A 22,478-nucleotide genomic window follows, 5' to 3' on the forward strand; every position below is an offset into this window, starting at 1 on the left:
ACGGAACCTGAATTCCAAGGCGCGGAGAGACCACCCCCATGCCCGTACTCGTAATGAAATTCGGTGGCACGTCGGTTGCCAACCTTGACCGTATCCGCCGCGCGGCGAAACGCATCGGTGTTGAGGTGGCCAAGGGCTATGACGTGATCGTCATTGTCTCCGCAATGTCGGGCAAGACCAATGAGCTGGTGGGATGGGTCAACGAAACCTCGCCCCTATTTGATGCGCGTGAATATGACGCCGTGGTCTCCTCGGGCGAGAATGTGACCGCCGGTCTGATGGCGTTGACTTTGCAGGAAATGGATATTCCCGCGCGCAGCTGGCAGGGCTGGCAGGTGCCGCTGATGACTACCAGTGCCCACAGTCAGGCCCGGATCGAAGAAATCCCGACCGAAAACCTGACCCAAAAATTCGACGAAGGCATGAAAGTGGCCGTTGTCGCAGGCTTTCAGGGCATCAGCCCCGAAGGGCGCATCACCACGCTGGGCCGGGGCGGGTCGGACACCACCGCCGTGGCCTTTGCCGCCGCGTTCGGCGCCGAGCGTTGCGATATTTATACGGATGTGGACGGCGTCTATACCACTGACCCGCGCATCTGTGAAAAAGCGCGCAAACTGGACCGTATTTCGTTTGAAGAGATGCTCGAACTGGCCTCGCTGGGGGCTAAGGTGCTGCAAACCCGCTCGGTCGAGCTGGCGATGCGGTATAAGGTGAAACTGCGCGTTCTCTCAAGTTTCGAGGAACAATCCGACGAGGCCGGTACGCTGGTCGTTGACGAGGAGGATATCATGGAATCCAATGTTGTGGCCGGTGTGGCCTATTCCCGTGACGAGGCTAAGATGACCGTCGTTTCGGTAGCGGACCGACCCGGTATCGCCTCGATCATCTTTACCGCGCTCAGCGATGAGGGCGTGAACGTGGACATGATCGTTCAGAATATTTCGGACGAGGGGCGCACCGACATGACCTTCTCGTGCCCGACCGATCAGGTCGCGCGTGCCGAGAAAGCACTGTTGGCGATCAAGGATGCGGGTGAGCTGAACTATGCCGAACTGGTTGCGGACGAAGATGTCTGCAAGGTCTCGGTGGTGGGCATCGGAATGCGTTCTCAGTCGGGTGTTGCGGCCAAAATGTTCAAGATACTCTCGGATGAGGGGATCAACATTAAGGTTATTACAACCTCTGAGATAAAAATTTCCGTCCTTGTGGATCGGAAATACATGGAACTTGCGGTTCAGGCACTGCATGATGCCTTTGAACTGGACAAGGCGGCCTGAGCATTTCAGCCAAGGATTTCGCCTGACACAATAATTTGGTTGGGCCATGGCGGACGGCACCGAAACAGAATCCCGCAAGCTGCTGGGGCGGCTGCGCGAAGAAATGGCGAGCGAAGCCGCCGGTCAGGAACGTCTTGACCGGATTACGCATCTGATCGCCGACAGCATCCGGGCCGAGGTCTGCTCGGTCTATCTGTTTCGCGACGAAGACACGTTGGAGCTGTGCGCCACCGAAGGCTTGGCACCCGAAGCGGTGCACAAGACCCGGATGCGTATGGGTGAGGGGCTCGTGGGCCGCGTCGCTCAATCCGGCAAAGTCGTGAACACGGCGGATGCGCCATCGGCCAAAGGCTTCCGCTATATGCCGGAAACCGGCGAAGAACGGTTTTCATCCTTTCTCGGCGTGCCGGTACAGCGCCTAGGCGAAAAGCTGGGTGTTCTTGTGGTGCAATCCCGCGAGGCGCGTCAGTTTTCGGCAGATGAGGTTTATGCGCTGGAGGTTGTCGCCATGGTTCTGGCCGAGATGGCCGAGCTGGGCGCCTTTATCGGTGAGGGTGCGGCCCTGTCTCCCCTGCACCAGCAATCGGTTCAGCTGAGCGGTGGTCCGGCGCAGGAAGGATACGCCGAAGGTCATGTTTGGCTGCATGAGCCCCGCGTCGTGGTCACCAACCCGATTGCCGATGATCCACATCGCGAACGTGAACGCCTGAATGAAGCGGTCGAAGAGCTGCGCGTTGGCGTCGACAAGATGCTTGAAATCTCGCAGGGCGGCGACAAGGAACAGCTTCAGGTTCTTGAGGCTTATCGCATGTTTGCCAATTCCAAGGGCTGGATGCGCCGGATGGAAGAGGACATCGCCCTGGGTCTCAGTGCTGAGGCGGCGGTTGAAAAAGAACAATCGCAGGCGCGCGCGCGGATGGGGCAGGTGACCGATCCGTATTTGCGTGAACGGCTGGCTGATCTGGATGACCTGTCCAACCGGTTGCTGCGCATTCTGACCGGGCAAGGCAATACAAATGGCGCTGACCTGCCGCCCGACCCCATCCTGATCGCCCGCAATATCGGTCCGGGAGACCTGCTGGAATACGGTCGATCACTGAAAGGCATCGTGCTTGAGGAAGGCTCGGTCGGCAGCCATGCCACCATCGTGGCACGTGCGCTTGCGATTCCGCTGGTGGTGCATGTGGGCCGGATCACGACCGAGGCGCTGAACGGAGATCACATTCTGGTCGATGGCGACCAAGGCATTGTCCATCTGCGCCCCGAGGACACCGTTGCAAATGCTGTGCGTGATAAAATCGCGATGCAGGCCAAAGCGCAGGAACGCTATGCCTCGATCCGCGAAACCCCGACGGTAACGCGGGATGGAGAGCGGATCAATCTGGTAATGAATGCGGGACTGATGGCCGATCTGCCCTCGTTGAACAATTCCGGGGCCGAGGGCGTAGGTTTGTTCCGGACAGAGCTGCAGTTTTTGATCCGCAACAAGATGCCCAAACGGTCAGAATTGGTGACACAATATCAACGGGTTCTGGACGCTGCTGAAGGCAAGCGCGTGATCTTTCGCACGTTGGATATCGGGTCCGACAAGGTTCTGCCCTACATGAAGCACGTGGCGGAACCGAACCCGGCGTTGGGTTGGCGCGCAATCCGCGTCGGTCTGGACAAACGCGGCGTGATGCGGATGCAGTTGCAGGCCCTCTTGCGTGCCGCCAATGGCCGCCCCCTGTCGATCATGTTCCCCTTCGTGGCGCAAGCCGACGAGTTTTACGAGGCTCGCTGGGAGGTCAATAAAACCATCGAGCGTGAGAAACGTCTGGGTCACATCCTGCCCGAAACGCTTGAGGTCGGGGCGATGCTGGAAACACCGTCGTTGGCCTTTGCGCCGCAGAAATTCTTTGACGAGGTCGATTTTGTCTCGGTCGGAGGCAATGACCTGAAGCAGTTCTTCTTTGCTGCTGACCGGGAAAATGAACTGGTACGTCGTCGCTATGACACGCTGAATGTCAGCTTTCTGAGTTTCATCGCGCAGATCGTTGAGCGCTGCAACTCCTCCAACACGCCGCTTTCGTTCTGCGGCGAGGATGCCGGTCGCCCGGTTGAGGCGCTGTGCCTGGCCGCGATGGGTATTCGGACACTGTCCATGCGTCCGGCCTCGATCGGCCCGGTCAAAAGCGTGTTGCTGCGGGCCGATCTGCAATCTTTGCGCAAGATCATCGCGGATGCGCGGCACCGGGGTGAGCAATCGGTGCGCCCCGCCGTCATGGAGTGGCTGCGCAATCAGGGCTGACATCCCAAATCCGGGCTTGCTTTCTGCATTTGCATTGCCTATGCAATTTGCAAATGTTAGCGTTAACATCGCTCAAACCACAAGTGCTGCGACTTTCTGGTGCTATGTTGGCAGAGGTAGAACTGAAGGAGCCCGTCGATGGTTTCACGCGTAATTCCGGTTAACCCGTTCGATCTGGTGCTGTTCGGTGCGACCGGCGATCTGGCGCAACGTAAAATCCTGCCGGGCCTGTATCACCGCTTTGAGGTCGGGCAGATGCCCGAGGACGCCTGTGTCATCGGCTCGGCGCGATCGGACATGGACAGTGATGCGTTTCGCGATCAGATACGCGCCTCGATGGCGGAGTTTGCGCCGGAATTCAAAAAGGACGTTCTGGATCGCTTTCTCAGCCGGGTTTCGTATGTCCCTGTTGATGCGTCAGGCGATGCCGGCTGGTCGAATTTGGCCGAAGCATTGCGCCCTGACGTCGTGCGTGCGTTCTATTTGTCGGTGGGGCCTGGCTTGTTTTCGGGCATTGCGCACCGGCTGAACCAACACGGGTTGGCCACATCAGACAGCCGCATCGTGGTGGAAAAACCCTTTGGTCATGATCTGGCGTCCGCCAAAGCGTTGAACGAGGGGCTGCGTACCTGCTTCGAAGAACACCAGATTTACCGGATCGACCACTATCTGGGCAAAGAGACGGTTCAGAACCTGATGGCCCTGCGTTTTGCCAATTCTCTGTTCGAACCGCTATGGAACTCGACCCATATTGACCACGTGCAGATCACGGTTGCTGAAACTGTAGGCGTTGAAGGGCGCGGCGCTTATTATGACCAGTCCGGTGCCATGCGGGACATGATTCAGAACCACTTGGTACAGCTTTTGTGTCTGACGGCGATGGAGCCGCCGTCGAAATTTGCGCCCAACGCTGTGCGCGATGAAAAGGTCAAGGTGATCGAAGCGTTAGAGCCTGTTGAGCAGAAAGATATCGCGCGCGGCCAATACCGCGCCGAACACGGGCAGGGTGGTTATGTCGATCACGTTGGCAACCCCGGCAGTCGTACAGAAAGCTTCATCGCGCTGAAGGTACATCTGGGCAACTGGCGGTGGGCGGGTGCTCCGTTCTATCTGCGCACCGGCAAGCGGCTGCGGGCGCGGGAATCCGAGATTGCCGTGTTCTTTCGTGACCCACCGCATACGATCTTTCCGAATGTTGGCCCGCTGCACGGGAACGTGCTGGTGATCCGCCTGCAACCGGACGAGGGCATCACCCTACGCACCACCATCAAAGATCCAGGCCCAGGCGGGTTCCGCCTGTCTGATGTGGCGCTGGACATGAGTTTTGCCGACGCTTTGGGCGTCGAGGCCAGCGCGCCGGATGCCTATGAGCGGCTGATTATGGACGTCATACGTGGCGACCAGACCCTGTTCATGCGCGGTGACGAGGCCGAGGCCGCCTGGGCCTGGGTCGATCCCATCATTCAAGGCTGGGAAGATCGCGGCGATCGCCCGGCACGCTATGATCAGGGCAGTTCGGGCCCCGAAGAAGCATTGATGCTGATGCACCGCGACGGACGTCGCTGGCGTCAGATCGGAGGTTAACCATGGTTCATTCTGTTATCACTGAGGTCACCCAGCGGATCATCGACCGCAGCGCCGACCTGCGTGGCCCGCATCTGGAACGGATGGAACAGGCCAAATCCAAAGGCCCGGCTCGCGCGCATCTGTCCTGCAGCGGTCAGGCCCATGCTTATGCTGGGGCGGGGACAGATCAACAGGCGATGGCGACCGGCGCCGCCGGAAACCTTGGTATTGTTACCGCTTATAACGACATGCTTTCAGCTCACCAGCCGTTTGAACGCTACCCTGGCCTGATCCGCGATGCGATCCGCACTGCCGGTGGCACTGCGCAAGTTGCAGGTGGTGTACCTGCCATGTGCGACGGCGTCACCCAAGGCGAGGCCGGGATGGAGCTGTCGCTGTTTTCGCGCGATGTGATTGCGTTGGCCACGGGCGTCGCGCTGAGCCACAATACCTACGACGCAGCTGTTTTCCTTGGCGTTTGCGACAAGATTGTTCCCGGTCTGATAATTGGGGCGCAGGCCTTCGGCCATTTGCCCGCCGTGTTCCTGCCCGCAGGCCCGATGACCAGCGGCCTGCCCAATGATGAAAAGGCCAAGGTGCGCCAGAAATTCGCTGCCGGAGAAATTGGCCGCGATGAACTTATGGCCGCCGAAATGGCTGCTTATCACGGCCCCGGCACCTGTACCTTCTACGGTACCGCCAACACCAACCAGATGCTGATGGAGTTCATGGGCCTGCACCTGCCGGGCTCTAGCTTCATTAACCCGAACACGCCGCTGCGGGATGCCTTGACCGAAGAGGGTGCGCGCCGGGCGTTGTCGCTGAGTGCGCTGGGTAACAACTACACACCGGTTTATCAGATTCTCGATGAGCGGGCCTTCGTGAATGGCATCGTCGGGCTGATGGCCACCGGTGGCTCGACCAACTTGCTGATCCACCTTATCGCAATGGCGCGGGCGGGTGGTATCATGCTGGATTGGCAAGATTTTTCTGACATTTCCGCCGTTGTCCCGCTGGTCGCGCGGGTCTATCCCAACGGATTGGCGGATGTAAACCATTTCCACGCGGCTGGTGGTTTGGGGTATTGCATCGGCACGCTGCTCGACGATGGGCTTTTGCACCCGGACACCCTGACAGTCGCAGGGCAGGGCCTGCACAATTACACCAAGGAACCCAAGCTGAAAGACGGCGATCTGGTCTGGGAAGAGGGCGCGGGCCACAGCCTGAACGACAAGATTGTCCGCCCCGTCAAAGATCCTTTCCAGCCCACCGGTGGACTGTCACGCCTGACTGGCAATCTGGGCACCGCCGTCATGAAGGTTTCCGCAGTCGCGCCCGAACATCAGATCGTCGAAGCGCCCGTGCGTGTTTTCCATGATCAGGCCGAGGTCAAGGCGGCCTTCAAGGCGGGCGACTTCACCGGGGACGTGATCGTTGTCGTCCGCTTCCAGGGACCAAAGGCCAATGGCATGCCCGAATTGCATTCGCTGACGCCAATCTTGTCGATCCTACAGGGCAGGGGGCAAAAGGTGGCGCTGGTCACGGATGGTCGAATGTCAGGTGCCTCGGGCAAGGTTCCCGCCGCGATCCATGTCTGCCCCGAGGCGCTGGAGGGCGGCGCAATTGCCTATCTCCAGGATGGTGATGTGCTGCGCGTCGACGCAGTTAAGGGCGAATTGGAGATTCTGACTCCGGATGTGCTGGACCGCACCCCGGTCACTGCGGATCTGTCCGCCAATCAGCACGGGGTCGGACGGGATCTGTTCGCCGTATTTCGCAACAACGTCGGTTCTGCCGACGCGGGTGCTAGCATTTTCGGAGTGTAATCTTCATGTCAAAAACCCAACGAACCCGCGAAATCTGCGGGCTGGCACCTATCGTTCCGGTTCTGGTCGTCGATGATGCCGCGCAAGCCCGGCCTTTGGCCGAGGCGTTGGTGGCAGGTGGCTTGCCCGCCTTGGAGGTGACCTTGCGCACTCCGGCAGCACTGGATGCCATCCGGGCTATGGCGCAGGTGCCCGGTGGGGTGGTGGGCGCTGGCACGCTGGTCACCCCCGAAGACGTACGCGCCGCAAAAGAGGCAGGCGCGCAGTTCGGTGTTTCGCCCGGCGCAACAGACGTATTGATTGCAGCGTGTGAGGCCGAAGGCCTGCCTCTGCTGCCCGGCGCGGCCACGGCCAGCGAGGCGATGTGCCTGCTGGAAAAAGGCTATGACATGCTGAAGTTCTTCCCCGCCGAGGCGTCTGGCGGCGCGCCCGCGTTGAAAGCCATCGGCGCGCCGCTGCCGCAGATCACGTTCTGTCCGACGGGTGGTGTTTCGCCAGCCAATGCCAGCGATTACCTGTCGTTGACGAATGTCGCCTGCGCTGGCGGCAGCTGGGTTGCGCCCAAACAGATGGTTCAGAACAGAGATTGGGCCGGGATCGAAGCCCTTGCGCGTGACGCCTCAAAGCTGATGGATTGACGCGGCTTTTTGCTGCGCTAGGTTGGGCGTCAATTCAAACAGGTTGATCCCATGACAAACCATCTCTCTCTTGCGCAGGGGCGCGAATATCTGGCGATTCCCGGACCCTCGGTCATGCCTGACGCTGTGCTTCAGGCCATGCACCGCCCGTCACCCAACATCTATGACGGCGAGCTGATCGAGATGGTGCCGACCCTGACACGCGATCTGAAACGCGTGGCGGGCACGGATCACAACGTCGCCATCTATATTGCCAACGGCCATGGCACTTGGGAAGCCGCCCTGTCCAACGTCATTGCAGCGGGGGAAACGGTGCTTGCCCCGGCCTCGGGCCTGTTCACCCACGGATGGGCCGAGATGGCGCGCGGAGTTGGCGCCGAGGTCGAGCTGATCGATTTCGGTGCATCCTCGCCTTGGGATATGGATCGCATCGCCGATAGCCTGCGTGCTGACACGGCTCATCAAATCAAGGCCGTGCTGGCGGTTCACGTGGACACGTCCAGCTCGATCCGCAACGATATCCCGGGGCTGCGGGCGTTGCTGGACGATCTGAACCACCCGGCGTTGTTGATGGCGGACTGTATCGCCTCGCTGGGCTGTGATCGGTTCGAGATGGATGCCTGGGGCGTCGATGTCATTGTGTCGGCCTGCCAAAAGGGGTTGATGACCCCGGCGGGCGTGGGTTTTGTGTTCTTCAATGACAAAGCACAGGCCAAACGGGCAACGATGCCGCGCGTCTCGCAATACTGGGACTGGCAGCCGCGTGTGAACCCGCAGGTGTTTTACCAATACTTCAACGGCACCGCGCCGACGCATCACCTGTATGGTCTGCGGGCAGCGCTCGACATGATCCATGCTGAAGGGATCGAGAATGTCTGGGCTCGCCATGATCACCTCGCCAAGGCCATCTGGGCGGCATGCGAGGTCTGGGCAGAAGGTGGCGCGCTTGAGATAAACGTAGCCAACCCCGCCCATCGCAGCCACGCGGTTACCGCCTTGCGTCTGACCGATGGGCGCGGAACACCACTGCGCCAGTATACCGAGCGCCAGCTGGGCCTGACCCTTGGCATTGGGCTGGGCATGGAGGATCAGAACAGCTGTTTCCGTCTGGGGCATATGGGCCACGTGAACGGCCAGATGATCATGGCGATGCTGGGAGGGGTGGAAACCGCCATGGCCGCTCTGAACATCCCGCGCGGCTCGGGTGCGCTTGAGGCCGCTGCTGCCGCGTTTGCCGCTGAACCCTCCAAAGCCCGGGTCAAATCGTGGCCTTCGCAGTGGCCAGCGCCTTTGGCAGAGCTGCAGCAAAGGCATCCAGATCCGTAACCGTACCACAACTGACGCGGATACAGCGGTTCTGCGGAGCGGCAAAGGGCATGCGCACAAATATCCCTTGTGCCACTAACCCCTCAAGCACCGCTTTGGCAAACGCTCCATCGCCACCGCAATCAATCGCCACAAAATTGGTGGCCGAGGGCAAGGGTACCAAGCCGTTTTCCCGTGCGATCTGGCCGATCCGGTCGCGTGCCTTAGCGATCTGTGCCTGAACTTGCGACAGCCAGTTGGCATCCTGCAAGGCCGCCAAGGCCCCCGCTTGTGCAGCCCGGTTCATTCCGAAATGGTTGCGGACCTTGTTGAAAGCTTCGATCAATCCCGGCGCGCCGATCGCATAGCCAACCCGCGCCCCGGCCATGCCATACACCTTGGAAAATGTGCGCATCCGGATCACACGCGGATCATCGGCTGAAACCGGGGCTGCGGTGCCTTCTGGCGCGCATTCCACATAGGCTTCGTCCAGCACCAGCAGGCATCCCGCAGGCAGGGCCTCCATCGCGGCCAGGATATCCGCGCCTTTATGCCAACTGCCCATTGGGTTGTCGGGGTTCGCCAGATAGACCAGTTTTGCGTCCACCTCGACGGCTTTGGCAAACAGCGCCGCGGGGTCCTCGTGATCGTCACGATAGGGCACCTTGTGCAACGCGCCGCCAAACCCGGCCACGTGGTAGTTGAAGGTCGGATACGCCCCGTCCGAGGTCACAACTGTATCGCCGGGGCCAACCAGCAACCGCACGAGGTAACCCAGCAGGCCATCAATGCCTTCTCCGACCACGATGTTTTCCGGCTTTACACCGTGATGATCGGCCAGTGCATGTCGCAGGTCGTGGCTTTCGGGGTCACCATATTTCCAGATGTCCGTTGCTGCCATCGCCTCGATAGCGCGGGGGGAGGGGCCAAAGATGCTTTCATTCGCCCCCAGCCGGGCGACAAAGGGCGCGCCGCGCTGACGTTCCTGCGTTTCCGGCCCGACAAAGGGCACGGTTGCAGGCAGTGACAGGGCAAGCGGAGTATAGCGTGGGTCAGTCATGGTGCGAGATAACCCCATACCCACTCGTCAGGCAACCATCTGCGACGCGCAGCCAGAAGTGCCCCAACGTTGAGGTGGAACTTGGCAGACCTTCCGGGCATGGTTGGGTCAACAAGATCAGGAGGCCCGCATGACCCGCGTATCCGTCGAGTACAAAGACCACATCGCCCATGTCACGCTGACGCGCGGCGACAAGATGAACGCGCTGGACGACGCGATGATCAAGGCGTTGCTGTCTGCCGGGCAAGAGGTCGCAGCCTCGGACGCACGCGCCGTGGTCCTGTCGGGCGAGGGCAAGAGCTTTTGCGCCGGGCTTGATATGGCCAGCTTTGCCAAGATGGCGCATATGGACCCGACTGAGTGGCTGATGACCCGCAGCCACGGGGATGCGAATGAAATGCAAGAACTTGCCCTGATCTGGCGGCGTGTGCCAGTTCCGGTGATCTGCGCCATTCAGGGTGTTGCTTATGGTGGCGGGCTGCAAATCGCGCTGGGCGCGGATATTCGCATCGCACACCCCGACGCCAAGCTGGCGGTGATGGAGATGAAGTGGGGCATTATCCCCGACATGGGTGGGATGGTTTTACTGCCACATCTGGTGCGCTCGGACGTACTGCGCCTGCTGACCTACACCGCGCGCCCCATCGGCGCGCAGCAGGCGGCGGACTGGGGGTTGGTGACGAAACTGTCAGACGATCCACTGACCGAGGCATTGGCGTTGGCCGAAGACATCGCGGGCAAAAGCCCCTCGGCCATTCGCGCCGCCAAGCGTCTGATCGAAGTGGCCGAAACCAAGACCCGCGCCGAGGTTCTGTTGGAAGAATCCGCCGAACAGGTCGAACTGATCGGAAAACCTGATCAGATGGAGGTTGTGATGGCGCAGATGCAGGGGCGAAAACCTGATTTCAAGTAGCTAGCGCATAAAGGCCCGTCGCGCATCTCGGGCCATGTTGTACCGCATCTCCAACTCGGCGATGCGCGCCATGGCAGCTTTACGGGCATCTGCATCGGTCAACTCGGCGTAATCCTTTCGGGCAGCATCAAGCTTTTTCCTGATCTCGAACTCTTCCGGCAGCACTCCGGCCTGCGCCATGATCCGGTGCCCAGCGGCGATGGCCGGATCACTCTGCGCCTCACCCGACCGATCCGGCAAAGGTTTGCCTTCACCCTCGAGCCCCTGCAACTGGCCCTCGGCCTGTGCCTTTTTGATCTGGCGTTCGATCAGTTTTCCAAGCGATCCGAGCATGGTCAAACTATATCCCAAGCCGAGTGAGCACCGCTAGCGAATTCGCTTCGTGACCAGATACGCAATGCCACCAGCCAGCAAACCCCAGACTGCCGCGCCCAGACCAAAGACCGAGATACCTGAAGCAGTGATGGCAAATGTCAAAATAGCGGCTTCCCTCTCCGCTGGAACATCAAGCGCTGCGTGGGTGGCGTTGGCAAGCACTCCGATCAACGCAATCCCTGTCAGGGTGCCCATCAGCAGCGGATCAGCATGTACGGCAAACCCGGTGATGGCCACCGCGAATACACCAAACAGGCAATAGAATACGCCTGCCATCACCGCCGACCAATACCGTTGGGCCGGGTTTGGGTGGCTGTCTTCGTTGGAACACATGGCGGCGGTGATCGCTGCAAGGCAGGTGGCCGGCGCCCCAAACGGGGCCGACAGGATGCTGGCCGAACCGACCGAAGAGAACAACCTGCCGGGGGCGGGTGTGTAGCCAAAGCTGCGCATCACCGCGATACCGGGGATGTTCTGCGTCGCCATGGTGACAATGAACAGCGGCAGGCCAATACCGACGGCAGAGGCCAGCGAGAAGGTTGGCATTGTCCAGACCGGTGCGGCGACAAGATGGGTTGGCGTGACGGGCGTGTCGCCCGCATTCAGAACCACAACAATTGCTGCGGCTACAACCGCTGCCGGAACCGCAAACAAGCGGTTCACCCGCCCTGCGATGAACCAAGTCAGGATCACCGGCAAAGCCTGCCAGGGCAGTTCAACAGCGGCCTTGAAGGGCAAGATGCACAGGGGCAACAGAACACCACCCAGCATTGCCTGCGCCAATGTTGTCGGGATGGCCGCCGCCAGCCGTCCCAAAGGTCGCCACAGCCCGGCCAGCACGGTCAGCGCTCCCGCGCACAGGAACGCGCCGACCGCGTCAGAAAACCCTGCTGTAGGCATCGCGGACACGGCCAACAGCGCAACGCCCGGAGTGGACCACGCAACGCTGATGGGTTGCCGGTACCACAAGCTGAGACCGATGGCCGTCACTCCCATGGCAATGGCCGCCATCATCAGGCCCGACGCGGAGTCCTGCGCCGAGGCCCCCATGGCCGCCAGTCCCTGCAACACGATAGGGAAAGAGCTGAAGAACCCGACAATGGCGACCACCAGCCCGGTAGAGATGGTTTGGATCGGGGGAAATGCGCGTGCCATCTGAGACCTCGGGGTTATATCCGCCTTTGCTAGCAAGGGCTTGCAAGTGGGGGCAAGGGCCGTGTGTGCAAAAGTAAACCCCACCGTGGCATACGCGGCGGGGTTTGGGATTTGAGTATTTTTGAAAAGATGAATATTAGGCGATTTCGGCCAGGCGGGCCAGCGCCTCGTTCAGCTTTTCTTCTTCCTCTTCGCGGGCGGCGAGATTGGCCTTGGCTTCGGCAACAACCTCCTCCGGGGCCGAGGCCACGAATTTCGGGTTGTTCAGACGTCCACGCAGACCGCCCAGTTCTTTAGCCAACTTGCCCTTGGCTTTTTCCAGCCGTTCCTTTTCAGCACCGATGTCGATGATATCCGCCAGTGGCAGGCCGAAAGTGGCGCCCGGTGCGGCAATGGAAATCGTTCCTTTGGGTAGGTCGTCGACCTTGGTCAGGCTGTCGATCCGTGCGAGACGCTTGATCAGCGCCTCGTTGCGGTCCCACGCTGCCTGTCCGTGGGCGTCGATCTCGGTCACCAACATCGGCACATAGAGCCCTGCGGGAACCCGCATCTGCGCACGGGCCGAGCGAGTATTTTCAATCACCGAAATTACCCAGTTCATCTCACGATCCGCATCGGCGTCGATCAGGTCGGCGGCGGCGTAAGTCGGCCAGTCGGCGTGGACGACCATCTTGGCGCGGTTGCCGGTTAGACCCCACAGTTCTTCGGTGATGAAAGGCATAATCGGGTGCAGCAGGACCATGCACTGATCCAGAACCCAGCGCATTGTGGCGCGGGTTTCGGCTTGCGCCTCGGCGTCATCGCCTTGCAACAAAGGTTTAGAGAGTTCCACATACCAGTCGCAGACCTTGCCCCAAACAAAGGCATAGAGCCCATTGGCCGCGTCGTTGAAACGGTAGCTTTCTAGCGCCGCGTCGACCTCGGCCCGCACACGGGCGGTTTCGCCGATGATCCAGCGGTTGACGGCGGCTTTGGGTTTCAAGTCGGCTACGTCCAGTTGCGGCACGGCGTCGGTGAAGACCTCGTTCATCTCGGCAAAGCGGACGGCGTTCCACAGTTTGGTGCCAAAGTTGCGATAACCGGTGATGCGCTCGCGGGACAGTTTCAGCACGCCGCCAATCGCCGCCATCGAGGCGTTGGTGAAACGCAGCGCGTCAGCGCCGAATTCGTCGACGATCTCCAACGGGTCGATGACGTTGCCGGTGGTTTTGGACATCTTCTTGCCCTTCTCGTCGCGGACGAGCTGGTGCAGGTAGACGGTGTGGAACGGGATCTGATCGACCACGGCCAGCTGCATCATCATCATCCGGGCGACCCAGAAGAACAAGATATCGAAGCCGGTGATCAGCACATCCGTGGGGAAGTAGCGCTCCAGTTCCTCGGTCTGCTCGGGCCAGCCCAGGGTGCCGATGGGCCATAGGCCGGAAGAGAACCAGGTGTCGAGGACGTCGGGGTCGCGCCACACCGGATAGACAAGCTTGGTCGGGTCTTGGTCGACAGCGTATTGAGCAAGGCTTTCAGCGAACTGATGGATCGCTTCCTGTTTGTCTGCGACTTCGATAACGGTCGCGTGGCTCAACGGGCTGGGGATGTTGGCATTGTCGTCGAGGAATTTTTCTGTAACGGCCTCAAGGCTCGCCGCGCATTCCATGACATTGCCACGGTGCAGCATACCGCCTTCGTTCAGCAAACGGCCCAACTCGACCAGATCAAGATCGCCGTCGTTCTCGTCGTCTTTGAACCCCTCTGCGGACAGGTCGATCCCATACCAAACCGGAATCTGGTGCCCCCACCACAGCTGACGCGAGATGCACCAAGGCTCGATGTTTTCCAACCAGTGGTAATAAGTCTTCTCGCCTGACTCGGGGATGATTTTGACCGTGCCGTCTTTGACCGCGTCCAGCGCGGGGCCGACAACCTTTTCGGCGTCGACGAACCACTGGTCGGTGAACATCGGCTCGATGACAACTTTCGAGCGGTCGCCGAAGGGCTGCATGATTGGTTTGCTCTCGACCAGCGGGACCAGCTTGTCGGCACCTTCATGCTCGGGCTTCAGCGCGGTCGAACCCAGACGTGCGTCATCGGCACGGCACATGACGGCCAGTCCATCGGCGGTGATTTCTTCGACCACTTTCGCGCGCGCCTCGAACCGGTCGAGGCCACGCAGGTGATCAGGGACAAGGTTGATTGCGTCAATTTCGTTCTCGGTAAATTTGCGCCCTCGCGCGTATTCCTGCGCTTTCCCTGCTTCGTCTGCGTAAGGGGCGCCATCGGCCCGCATCGCGCCTTTGGTGTCCATTAGACGGTACATCGGAATGCCGCCGCGCTTGGCAACCATGTTGTCGTTGAAGTCATGCGCACCGGTGATCTTCACCGCGCCCGAGCCGAAATCAGGATCAGGGTAGTCGTCGGTGATGATCGGGATCTGACGGCGGTGTTCTTTCGGACCAACCGGGATTTCACATAGTTTACCGACGATTGGCGCGTAACGTTCATCCGACGGATGAACAGCAACCGCGCCGTCGCCCAGCATGGTTTCGGGCCGCGTGGTGGCGATCGAGATATAGTCGCGCTCCTCGCGGAAAGTCACATTTCCATCTTCATCTTTTTCCAAATACTCATATGTCTCACCGCCCGCCAAGGGGTACTTGAAGTGCCACATATGCCCGGCGACTTCGATATTCTCGACCTCCAGATCCGAGATCGCCGTTTCGAAATGAGGATCCCAGTTGACCAGTCGTTTGCCGCGATAGATCAGGCCCTTTTCGTACATATCGACGAAGACCTTGATCACCGCGTCATGAAAATTCGCAGAATTTTCGTGCCCCGTGCGTGGATCACCCGCCGCACCGGCCATGGTGAACGCATTGCGCGACCAGTCGCAGGATGAGCCCAGACGCTTTAGCTGCTCAATGATCGTACCGCCGTATTCGCCTTTCCATTCCCAGACTTTCTCAAGGAACTTCTCACGGCCCAACTCGCGCCGTCCGGGCTGTTGGGTCGCAGCCAGCATCTTTTCCACCTGCATCTGGGTGGCGATACCGGCGTGGTCCTGACCCGGTTGCCACAGCGTGTCGAAGCCACGCATACGGTGCCAGCGGATCAGAATGTCCTGCAGCGTGTTGTTGAAGGCGTGGCCCACGTGCAGCGCGCCCGTCACGTTGGGCGGCGGGATCATGATGGTAAAGCTTTCATCGCGCGATTTGTTTGCGCCTGCCTTGAAGGCTCCGGCCTGTTCCCAGGCCTCGTAAATGCGGGCCTCAGCCTCGGCCGCGTTGAATGTCTTTTCCATCGCCATGGGGTGCGTCCTGCGTCATCAATCTTGGGTCAGCGCCTGCAATAACGAATGCGCAGGGGAAGGGGAAGGGTCTGCGGGTACTCTGGACAACGAACCGGTGCAGCCTAAAGTCGCCCCTACAGGCCGAGGCAGGAGCATCCAATGGACAAGTTCGGAAAAAGTCAGCCGGTCAAACGGACCGAGGATCAGCGGTTTCTAACCGGGAAGGGGCAGTACATCGACGATGCTGTGCCCGGCGACGCCCTGTTTGCGGCGTTTTTTCGCAGCCAGGTTGCGCATGGGCGGATCACCGCGCTGGATCTGGATGCCGCGCGTGAGGCGAATGGCGTGCGGCTGGTCATGGCGCTGGACGAACTGACTGAGGCCGGGATCGACACGGTTTTAAACGCGGCGCTTGTGTCGAACCGGGACGGCTCGAAAGCGGCGGCGCCGGATCGCCACATGCTGGCCAAGGACCGCGTGCGTTTTGTCGGTGAGCCGGTCGCGGTGGTCATCGCCGAAACGCAGATACAGGCCCGTGATGCGGCCGAGTTGATCTGGATGGAAACCGAGGATCTGCCCGCCAAGCTTGACCTGGAGATGGGCGGCGAACCGCTGCACATCGAAGCTCCTGACAACCGTGCCTTTGACTGGGGCATGGGGGATGAGGCAGCGACCGAGGCGGCCTTTCAGGACGCCGCGCACAGAGTGCAACTGAACGTTGCGGATAACCGGGTGATCGTTACATCGATTGAGCCGCGCGGCTGTCAGGCTGCTTGGTCCGACGGGCGGCTGCACTTTGCCTACAGCGGGCAGGGCGTCTGGGCGATGCGCGGGCAATTGGCGCAGAAGCTGAAGCTGGAACCTGAATTCATTAGGGTCACCACGCCCGACGTGGGCGGTGGGTTTGGCATGAAGGTGATGCCGTATCCCGAGTATTTCTGTGTCGCCGTCGCCGCGATGAAACTGGGCCAACCCGTTCACTGGATGTCGGACCGATCTGAGGCGATGCTGTCTGATCACCATGGGCGCGACCTGACTTCGCTGGCTGAGCTGGCCTTTGATGAAGACCACCGAATTACCGCGTACCGCGTGCATAGCAAGATCAATCTTGGGGCCTATAACAGCCATTTCGGTCAGGCAATCCAGACAAATCTGTTCAGCAAAGTTCTGATGGGGGCCTATGATGTGCAGACCTCTTATCTGCGGGTCGAAGGGTTCTTTACCAACACAACGCAGGTGGATGCTTATCGCGGCGCTGGTCGGCCTGAGGCTATCTATGTGCTTGAACGGGCTATGGACCGCGCCGCGCGTGAATTGGGCGTCGATCCGTGGGAGTTGCGGCGCAAAAACTTCATCCGGCCTGAAGCTTTCCCTTACAAAACGACGACTGGTGAGGTCTATGACGTCGGCGATTTCGACATGGTCCTGAGCCGCGCGAGTGAACAGACATTAGGTTTTGCTGCCCGTAAGGCGGTTGATGCCGAACGCGGCCTGATCCGGGGGCAGGGCATCTGTTACTATATCGAAAGTATCTTGGGCGACCCTTCCGAGAACGCAAAGATCGCATTCTGCGAAGATGGCACCGTGAACCTCTATGTGGGGACGCAATCAAACGGCCAGGGCCATGAGACGGCCTATACCCAGTTTTTGTCGGATCAGATCGGAGTTCCGTTGGATCAGATCAATGTCATCCAGGGGGACAGCGATCAGTTACCTGCCGGAGGAGGGACAGGAGGATCGCGGTCCGTTACAGTCCAAAACACGGCCACCCTGGCCACAATCGACGTCATGATCGCCGCATTCGCGCCTTATCTGGCCGATAAGATGGGCGTCGAGGAGGCTGACGTGAATTTTGATCACGAAACATTCCGCGCGCCAGGGTCGAACCTGACGCCTACATTGATCGAAGCGGCCGAGATGGCCCGCGCCGATGGCCGAACCGATCTTCTGCAACATGAGGCGCGCATTACGCTGGACGCACGCAGTTATCCGAATGGCGCACATGTTGCCGAAATCGTTATTGATTGTTTCACCGGTGAAACATGGGTCGACCGCTACACCGTAGTTGACGATTTCGGCAATCTTATCAATCCGATGTTGGCCGAGGGGCAGGTACATGGCGGCGTGGCGCAGGGCATTGGTCAAGCCCTGTCCGAGCGTGTTGAGCATGATGCGCAGGGGCAACTGCTCACGGCTTCGTTGATGGACTACGCCTTGCCCCGTGCGTCTGAGATACCCATGATAAAGTTTACCTCGGCGCCGGTTCCGTCAACTTCGAACCCAATGGGTATGAAAGGATGCGGAGAGGCCGGCACCGTGGGCGCGCTGGCCGCTGTGGCGAACGCGGTGCAGGACGCGCTTTGGGAACATGGGGTACGGCAGGCGGATATGCCATTCACACCCCTAAGAGTTTGGGAATTGCTGACGCATGGTTCTGTCACGGCTAAGTAAAAAGATACTTGGATGGCTCGGACGGCCTTTGCGGTCCGAACATTCGGCCGAGGCGCTGCACCGTGAACCTATTAGTCATGTCATTATCCTTGACGGCACCATGTCGACGTTGGAGCCGGGGTTTGAAACTCATGCGGGTCAGACCTACCATCTGTGCCGCGAGATGGGCGGTAAGGTCTCAGTCTTTTACGAATCCGGTGTGCAGTGGGAAAGCTGGAAAACCTCTCTGGACGTGATGATGGGGCGCGGCATCAACCGGCAAATCCGGCGGGCCTATGGCTATCTGGCGTCACGCTACAAACCTGGTGATAAGATATTTTTCATCGGCTATTCGCGCGGCGCTTACGGCGTGCGCAGCCTTGCGGGCGTGATCGACATGATCGGTCTGCTCAAGGCCGAACACGCAACCGAGCGCAACATCAAGCAGGCCTATCGCCACTATGAATGTACGCCTAGCGGCGAGGCAGCCTGTGAGTTCCGCCAAAAATTCTGTCATGACGAGCTCGCAATTGAAATGATCGGTGTCTGGGACACCGTCAAGGCGTTGGGCCTGCGTCTTCCGCTGCTGTGGCGCTGGGCCGAAGATAAGCACGCGTTTCACAACCATGAACTTGGCCCCGCCACCCGGCATGGCTATCACGCTATGGCGCTGGACGAGACGCGCGAGGTGTACGAGCCGGTTCTGTGGAAATGTACGCCCGAGTTTAAGGGCCACGTTGAACAGGTCTGGTTCCGTGGCACACATGGCGACGTGGGCGGGCAATTGAACGGGTTTGAAGAGGCGCGTCCCCTCAGCAATATTTCCCTGATCTGGATGCTGGACAAGGCCGAGCAGCATGGATTGCCGCTGCCCGAAGGCTGGCGCGACCGGTTCCCAACTTCAACTACTGCAACTTCGGTCGGGACCTGGCGGGGGTGGGGCAAGGTTTTCCTGCTGCGCAAGCATCGCAAAGTCGGGATGGACCAGTCCGAGCAACTGCATGTCTCGGTCGCCCCCGATGAACTGCCGGGTTGGGTACCGATGCCGGATTCGTCCTCGCACCCGGCGCAATAGGTCAATCGAACAGAGTTTGGGATTGGTCTGTTGAATGGGCGCGGAACGCTGCTGTGACATCCGCGTGAATATTTCGTGCCAAAGATAGTGCAGGTATTTTGTCCGGGGGAAAGAAGGCCGCGTCGCTGGTCTCGGCACCCGGCTGCGGGGCGTCCGTGCCATCCTCATCGCACAGGAAGAAAAGTTTATAAAAATCTCGCGAATCCGGCGGGTAGGGATGCCGTGCCTTGTGGCGCAGAGCATAGAGGTGTCTGGCACGGACCTGCAGCCCAGCCTCTTCCCAGACTTCACGTTCCATATTTTCCGCTGGAGAGCTGCCAATGTCCGCAAAACCACCCGGCATGGCCCACAGCCCGTCCAGTCGTTCGCGGACCAGCAGAATGCGGCCATCACGGATTACAGCGCCGCGAATGTCGATGCTGGGCGTGGCATAACCACCGGCATGATTCGAGATCAGCCCCTCGATCCGCGAAAGGGGCACCCGGCCCAAATCAGCCAGCATGGCGCGGGCCATGGCTGCGATCTCGTCATAGCGTTCGCGATCAAATGGGTCTTTGGTGAAATGCTGGCCGGTTTCGGCCAGCGCCAACAAGCGTTTTGCCCGTTTCAGCCAGGCATCCTCCAGTGCAGTCGGATCCTGGCGCATCTTCCTTACCGCCGACGGTCGCGACGCGAGCTCATCGGCTGAAATGCCACGCCCACATGCGCCTCGCAATAGGGTTTACCGGCTTCAACGGGCAGGCCGCAGAACCAGAAATCCTCAGTCGCGGGGTCGCCGACGGGCCATTTGCAGGTTTTCTCGGTCAGTTCCATCAACGTCAGTTTCTTAGCCTTCTTCTCGATCTCATTGACCTTGGCCAAAGCCTCGGGGCTGATTTCGTTGGCCGAAGGCTGTGGCGGCAGCGGCTGACCAGCCGGAATGATCTGGCGTCGAGCAGGCACAGCGGGCTTGGCCTCGGCCGCAGGCGCGGGGGCCGGGCGGGCCGGTTCGGTTTTGGGTGCCGGTTTCGGCTTGGCCTCGGCCTTAGGCGCGGGGGCCGGTTTTTCCTTGGGCTCGGCCTTGGCCGGGGACGCGCCAGTGGCGCGGTTCGACAGGCCCAGACGGTGCACCTTGCCGATCACGGCGTTGCGGGTCACCCCACCCAGTTCCTTGGCGATCTGGCTGGCCGACTGGCCTTCGCCCCACATTTTCTTCAGCAGTTCTACACGCTCGTCAGTCCAGGACATCATTTGCCTTTCAAAAGCGGAAAGCGGCCCCGGATTCGGGCCGCCTTGGGAAATCGTCTCAGCCCCCTATTCTAATCACTGCGCCCCGAGTTACAAGCAGTCTTCGAATCAGGTTGAGGTCAGATGATGCAGATGCCCCTTGAGCAGAACGAACACCGTTTCGGAGTAGTCAATTGGATGGGTCTTTATACGTTGGCTCAGCGCGAAACATTGCGTTTTCTGGCGGTCTGGACCCAGACCCTGTTGGCGCCGCTGGTGACCGCGGGTCTGTTTCTGCTGATCTTCAACATCGCTATTGGCCCCAGCCGACCCGACGTGATGGGGGTGCCGTTCCTGACATTTCTGGCGCCGGGTATCATGATGATGACCGTGATTCAGAATGCTTTTGCCAACACCTCGTCTTCGATGGTGATTGCCAAGGTACAGGGCAACATTGTTGATACGTTGATGCCACCACTGTCTCCGTTGGAAATTCTATTGGGCTATCTGGCGGGAGGCATCGTGCGTGGTGTTCTTATCGCCTGTGTGGTTGCCGTTGCGCTGGCGCTGGTGCTGGGGCTGGTGCCGCGAAACCCGTTGATTGCGCTGCTGTTTGTTGTTCTCGGCGGTGCTTTCATGGGGGCGTTGGGCCTGTTTGCGGGAATATTCGCCAACAAGTTCGATCAAATGGCGGCGATTACCAATTTCATCGTCACGCCGCTGGCCTTCCTGTCGGGTACATTCTATTCGGTCGAGGCATTGCCACCTGTTCTCAACCGCCTCAGCCACGTGAACCCGGTATTCTACCTGATTGATGGGTTGCGAAATGGCATGATCGGGGTGTCTGACAGCTCACCCGCACTGGGTTTCGCGGTTTGCAGTGGCGCAACGTTGATTGTCTGCGCCATTACCTGGCAGATGCTGCGAAAGGGATACAGGCTGAAAGCATGACGGTGCAGGTTTTGGATCCCGAAATCCCAAAAAACGCCGAGCTAGGCGGTTCTGACGCGTGCCTCGCGCCAGACAAGGATTAGTCCGCCCGTCAGAATGATTGCAGAACCGATTTGGCTAACCACATCCGGGATAACGCCAAACACCGCAAAGTCATAGAGGGCGGCAAAGATCAGTGTGGCATAGCTGATTGGCGCCACAAAGGATGCATCCGCGCGCGCCATCCCGTTGACGAAACAGGCTTGGGCACAGGCCATCAGCACCCCGATTGCCACCAGCGCGATCCATTGTTCGGGCGTTGGCATCTGGAACACAAAGCTGACCGCGACCGAGGCGATGGTCAGCCCCATCGCGTTGTTGATCAACAGAATCTGGATGGGAATTTCACGGCCCGAAAGCTTTTTGATAAAGATCAGCTCCATCCCGATCACAGCCGCCGCCGTCAGGGCAAGCAACGCTGCAGGTTGGAAGCTGGCCGGTGTCGGACGCAGTAGGATCAATGCACCGGTCAGAGCAACAGCAGCGGCCAGCCAGCGCCACGGCCCAACGCCCTCTTTCAACAGCGGGATGGCCAGGACCATGCCAAAGACGGGGTTCAAAAAGGAAATCGCAGTGGCATCCGAGATCGGGATGAACGCGACCGAGGCGAACATCAGCGTAATCCCCACCCAGCCAAAGCTCGTCCGCCCAATATGCAACCCCCAATGCGGGCGGCTTAACCGTGGGCGCAACACGCCCACCGCGCTGACGATCACCAGAAACGCGAACAGGAACCGCCCGTGGCTGATCTGCATCGGATGCAACGCCGGGCCTAAGGTATCCGTCCCCAACGCTTTGGCCAGAAGTGTGGTGGCGGCCAGAAAAGCGCTGGCGGTGACGATCAGCAAAGCCGCAAGGGCAGGGTTCTGGCGCGCGGGTGTCATGACCCAGCGGTGCGTCACTGCGCCCTAAATGGCAAGCGATAAAAGCTGAGTTTCAAAGTGAAATTTCTGATTTTGGAAATTCGGGGTTTTCAGAGGCCAAACACCCGGCTATACGGCCCCGCATGATCAAACACGCACATATCCTGCGACTCCGACGCCGACGCATTACTGCGTAACCGGCCTGTTTGATCCATTGCGCGCTGTAAAT

General features: G+C 59.8%; 17 protein-coding genes. 10 read left to right on the forward strand and 7 right to left on the reverse strand.

The window, feature by feature from the left end; translation table 11 throughout:
• The first annotated feature begins 38 nt into the window (after nt 1–38).
• The 6 genes from ACR0DL_RS19120 to ACR0DL_RS19145 all read left to right on the forward strand — a co-directional run bounded on the left by ACR0DL_RS19120 (nt 39) and on the right by ACR0DL_RS19145 (nt 8,923).
• Complete coding sequence (locus ACR0DL_RS19120; RefSeq protein WP_170351389.1) at nt 39–1,277, forward strand: aspartate kinase; 1,239 nt, start codon at nt 39–41, stop codon at nt 1,275–1,277.
• A gap of 46 nt (nt 1,278–1,323) precedes the next feature.
• On the forward strand, nt 1,324–3,567 hold the full coding sequence (gene ptsP, locus ACR0DL_RS19125) for a phosphoenolpyruvate--protein phosphotransferase (protein ID WP_170516936.1): 2,244 nt from the start codon (nt 1,324–1,326) through the stop codon (nt 3,565–3,567).
• A gap of 138 nt (nt 3,568–3,705) precedes the next feature.
• Nucleotides 3,706–5,151 carry a glucose-6-phosphate dehydrogenase gene (gene zwf, locus ACR0DL_RS19130; RefSeq protein WP_480690789.1) on the forward strand — a complete coding sequence of 482 codons (1,446 nt, stop codon included), beginning with the start codon at nt 3,706–3,708 and terminating at the stop codon, nt 5,149–5,151.
• Between the two features lie 2 nt (nt 5,152–5,153).
• Nucleotides 5,154–6,959 carry a phosphogluconate dehydratase gene (gene edd / locus ACR0DL_RS19135; protein WP_480690791.1) on the forward strand — a complete coding sequence of 602 codons (1,806 nt, stop codon included), beginning with the start codon at nt 5,154–5,156 and terminating at the stop codon, nt 6,957–6,959.
• A 5-nt stretch (nt 6,960–6,964) separates the two neighbouring features.
• Nucleotides 6,965–7,597 carry a bifunctional 4-hydroxy-2-oxoglutarate aldolase/2-dehydro-3-deoxy-phosphogluconate aldolase gene (eda, locus tag ACR0DL_RS19140; protein ID WP_480690793.1) on the forward strand — a complete coding sequence of 211 codons (633 nt, stop codon included), beginning with the start codon at nt 6,965–6,967 and terminating at the stop codon, nt 7,595–7,597.
• Nucleotides 7,598–7,648: 51 nt separating this feature from the next.
• Complete coding sequence (locus ACR0DL_RS19145; protein ID WP_480690795.1) at nt 7,649–8,923, forward strand: pyridoxal-phosphate-dependent aminotransferase family protein; 1,275 nt, start codon at nt 7,649–7,651, stop codon at nt 8,921–8,923.
• Here the strand turns inward: ACR0DL_RS19145 and ACR0DL_RS19150 are convergent.
• Complete coding sequence (locus ACR0DL_RS19150; protein WP_170398889.1) at nt 8,856–9,962, reverse strand: pyridoxal phosphate-dependent aminotransferase; 1,107 nt, start codon at nt 9,960–9,962, stop codon at nt 8,856–8,858. The two genes, ACR0DL_RS19145 and ACR0DL_RS19150, sit on opposite strands and share 68 nt — an antisense overlap.
• Nucleotides 9,963–10,092: 130 nt before the next feature.
• On the opposite strand from ACR0DL_RS19150, the gene ACR0DL_RS19155 reads away from it, so the two are divergent.
• Nucleotides 10,093–10,875: a crotonase/enoyl-CoA hydratase family protein gene (locus tag ACR0DL_RS19155; protein ID WP_170533616.1), complete on the forward strand. Its 783-nt coding sequence runs from the start codon at nt 10,093–10,095 to the stop codon at nt 10,873–10,875.
• Here ACR0DL_RS19155 and ACR0DL_RS19160 read toward each other — a convergent pair whose 3' ends face one another.
• The 3 genes from ACR0DL_RS19160 to ACR0DL_RS19170 all read right to left on the reverse strand — a co-directional run bounded on the left by ACR0DL_RS19160 (nt 10,876) and on the right by ACR0DL_RS19170 (nt 15,703).
• Nucleotides 10,876–11,208 carry a DnaJ family domain-containing protein gene (locus ACR0DL_RS19160; protein WP_170398883.1) on the reverse strand — a complete coding sequence of 111 codons (333 nt, stop codon included), beginning with the start codon at nt 11,206–11,208 and terminating at the stop codon, nt 10,876–10,878.
• A gap of 33 nt (nt 11,209–11,241) precedes the next feature.
• Nucleotides 11,242–12,405, reverse strand: a complete 1,164-nt coding sequence (locus ACR0DL_RS19165; RefSeq protein WP_480690797.1) for a benzoate/H(+) symporter BenE family transporter — start codon at nt 12,403–12,405, stop codon at nt 11,242–11,244.
• A 136-nt stretch (nt 12,406–12,541) separates the two neighbouring features.
• Complete coding sequence (locus tag ACR0DL_RS19170; RefSeq protein WP_226689798.1) at nt 12,542–15,703, reverse strand: valine--tRNA ligase; 3,162 nt, start codon at nt 15,701–15,703, stop codon at nt 12,542–12,544.
• A gap of 141 nt (nt 15,704–15,844) precedes the next feature.
• On the opposite strand from ACR0DL_RS19170, the gene ACR0DL_RS19175 reads away from it, so the two are divergent.
• The gene (locus ACR0DL_RS19175; protein ID WP_480690800.1) at nt 15,845–18,136 is read left to right on the forward strand and encodes a xanthine dehydrogenase family protein molybdopterin-binding subunit; all 2,292 of its coding nucleotides are present in this window, start codon (nt 15,845–15,847) and stop codon (nt 18,134–18,136) included.
• Nucleotides 18,114–19,190, forward strand: a complete 1,077-nt coding sequence (locus ACR0DL_RS19180) for a DUF2235 domain-containing protein (protein WP_170362536.1) — start codon at nt 18,114–18,116, stop codon at nt 19,188–19,190. Before ACR0DL_RS19175 ends, ACR0DL_RS19180 begins: the two co-directional genes overlap by 23 nt.
• Before the next feature lies 1 nt (nt 19,191).
• Here ACR0DL_RS19180 and ACR0DL_RS19185 read toward each other — a convergent pair whose 3' ends face one another.
• Both ACR0DL_RS19185 and ACR0DL_RS19190 read right to left on the reverse strand, forming a co-directional pair.
• Nucleotides 19,192–19,836, reverse strand: a complete 645-nt coding sequence (locus ACR0DL_RS19185) for an NUDIX hydrolase (protein ID WP_480690802.1) — start codon at nt 19,834–19,836, stop codon at nt 19,192–19,194.
• Nucleotides 19,837–19,841: 5 nt separating this feature from the next.
• Nucleotides 19,842–20,417 (reverse strand): GcrA family cell cycle regulator, encoded by a 576-nt coding sequence (locus ACR0DL_RS19190; RefSeq protein ID WP_170351487.1) that lies wholly within the window; start codon nt 20,415–20,417, stop codon nt 19,842–19,844.
• Nucleotides 20,418–20,543: 126 nt separating this feature from the next.
• Between ACR0DL_RS19190 and ACR0DL_RS19195 the strand changes: the two genes are divergently transcribed.
• Nucleotides 20,544–21,347: an ABC transporter permease gene (locus ACR0DL_RS19195; RefSeq protein ID WP_480690855.1), complete on the forward strand. Its 804-nt coding sequence runs from the start codon at nt 20,544–20,546 to the stop codon at nt 21,345–21,347.
• Between the two features lie 41 nt (nt 21,348–21,388).
• On the opposite strand, the gene ACR0DL_RS19200 is transcribed toward ACR0DL_RS19195, so the two are convergent.
• Nucleotides 21,389–22,270, reverse strand: a complete 882-nt coding sequence (locus ACR0DL_RS19200) for a DMT family transporter (protein ID WP_480637366.1) — start codon at nt 22,268–22,270, stop codon at nt 21,389–21,391.
• Between the last annotated feature and the right edge of the window lie 208 nt (nt 22,271–22,478).

The organism is Ruegeria sp. BB5 (assembly GCF_056539405.1).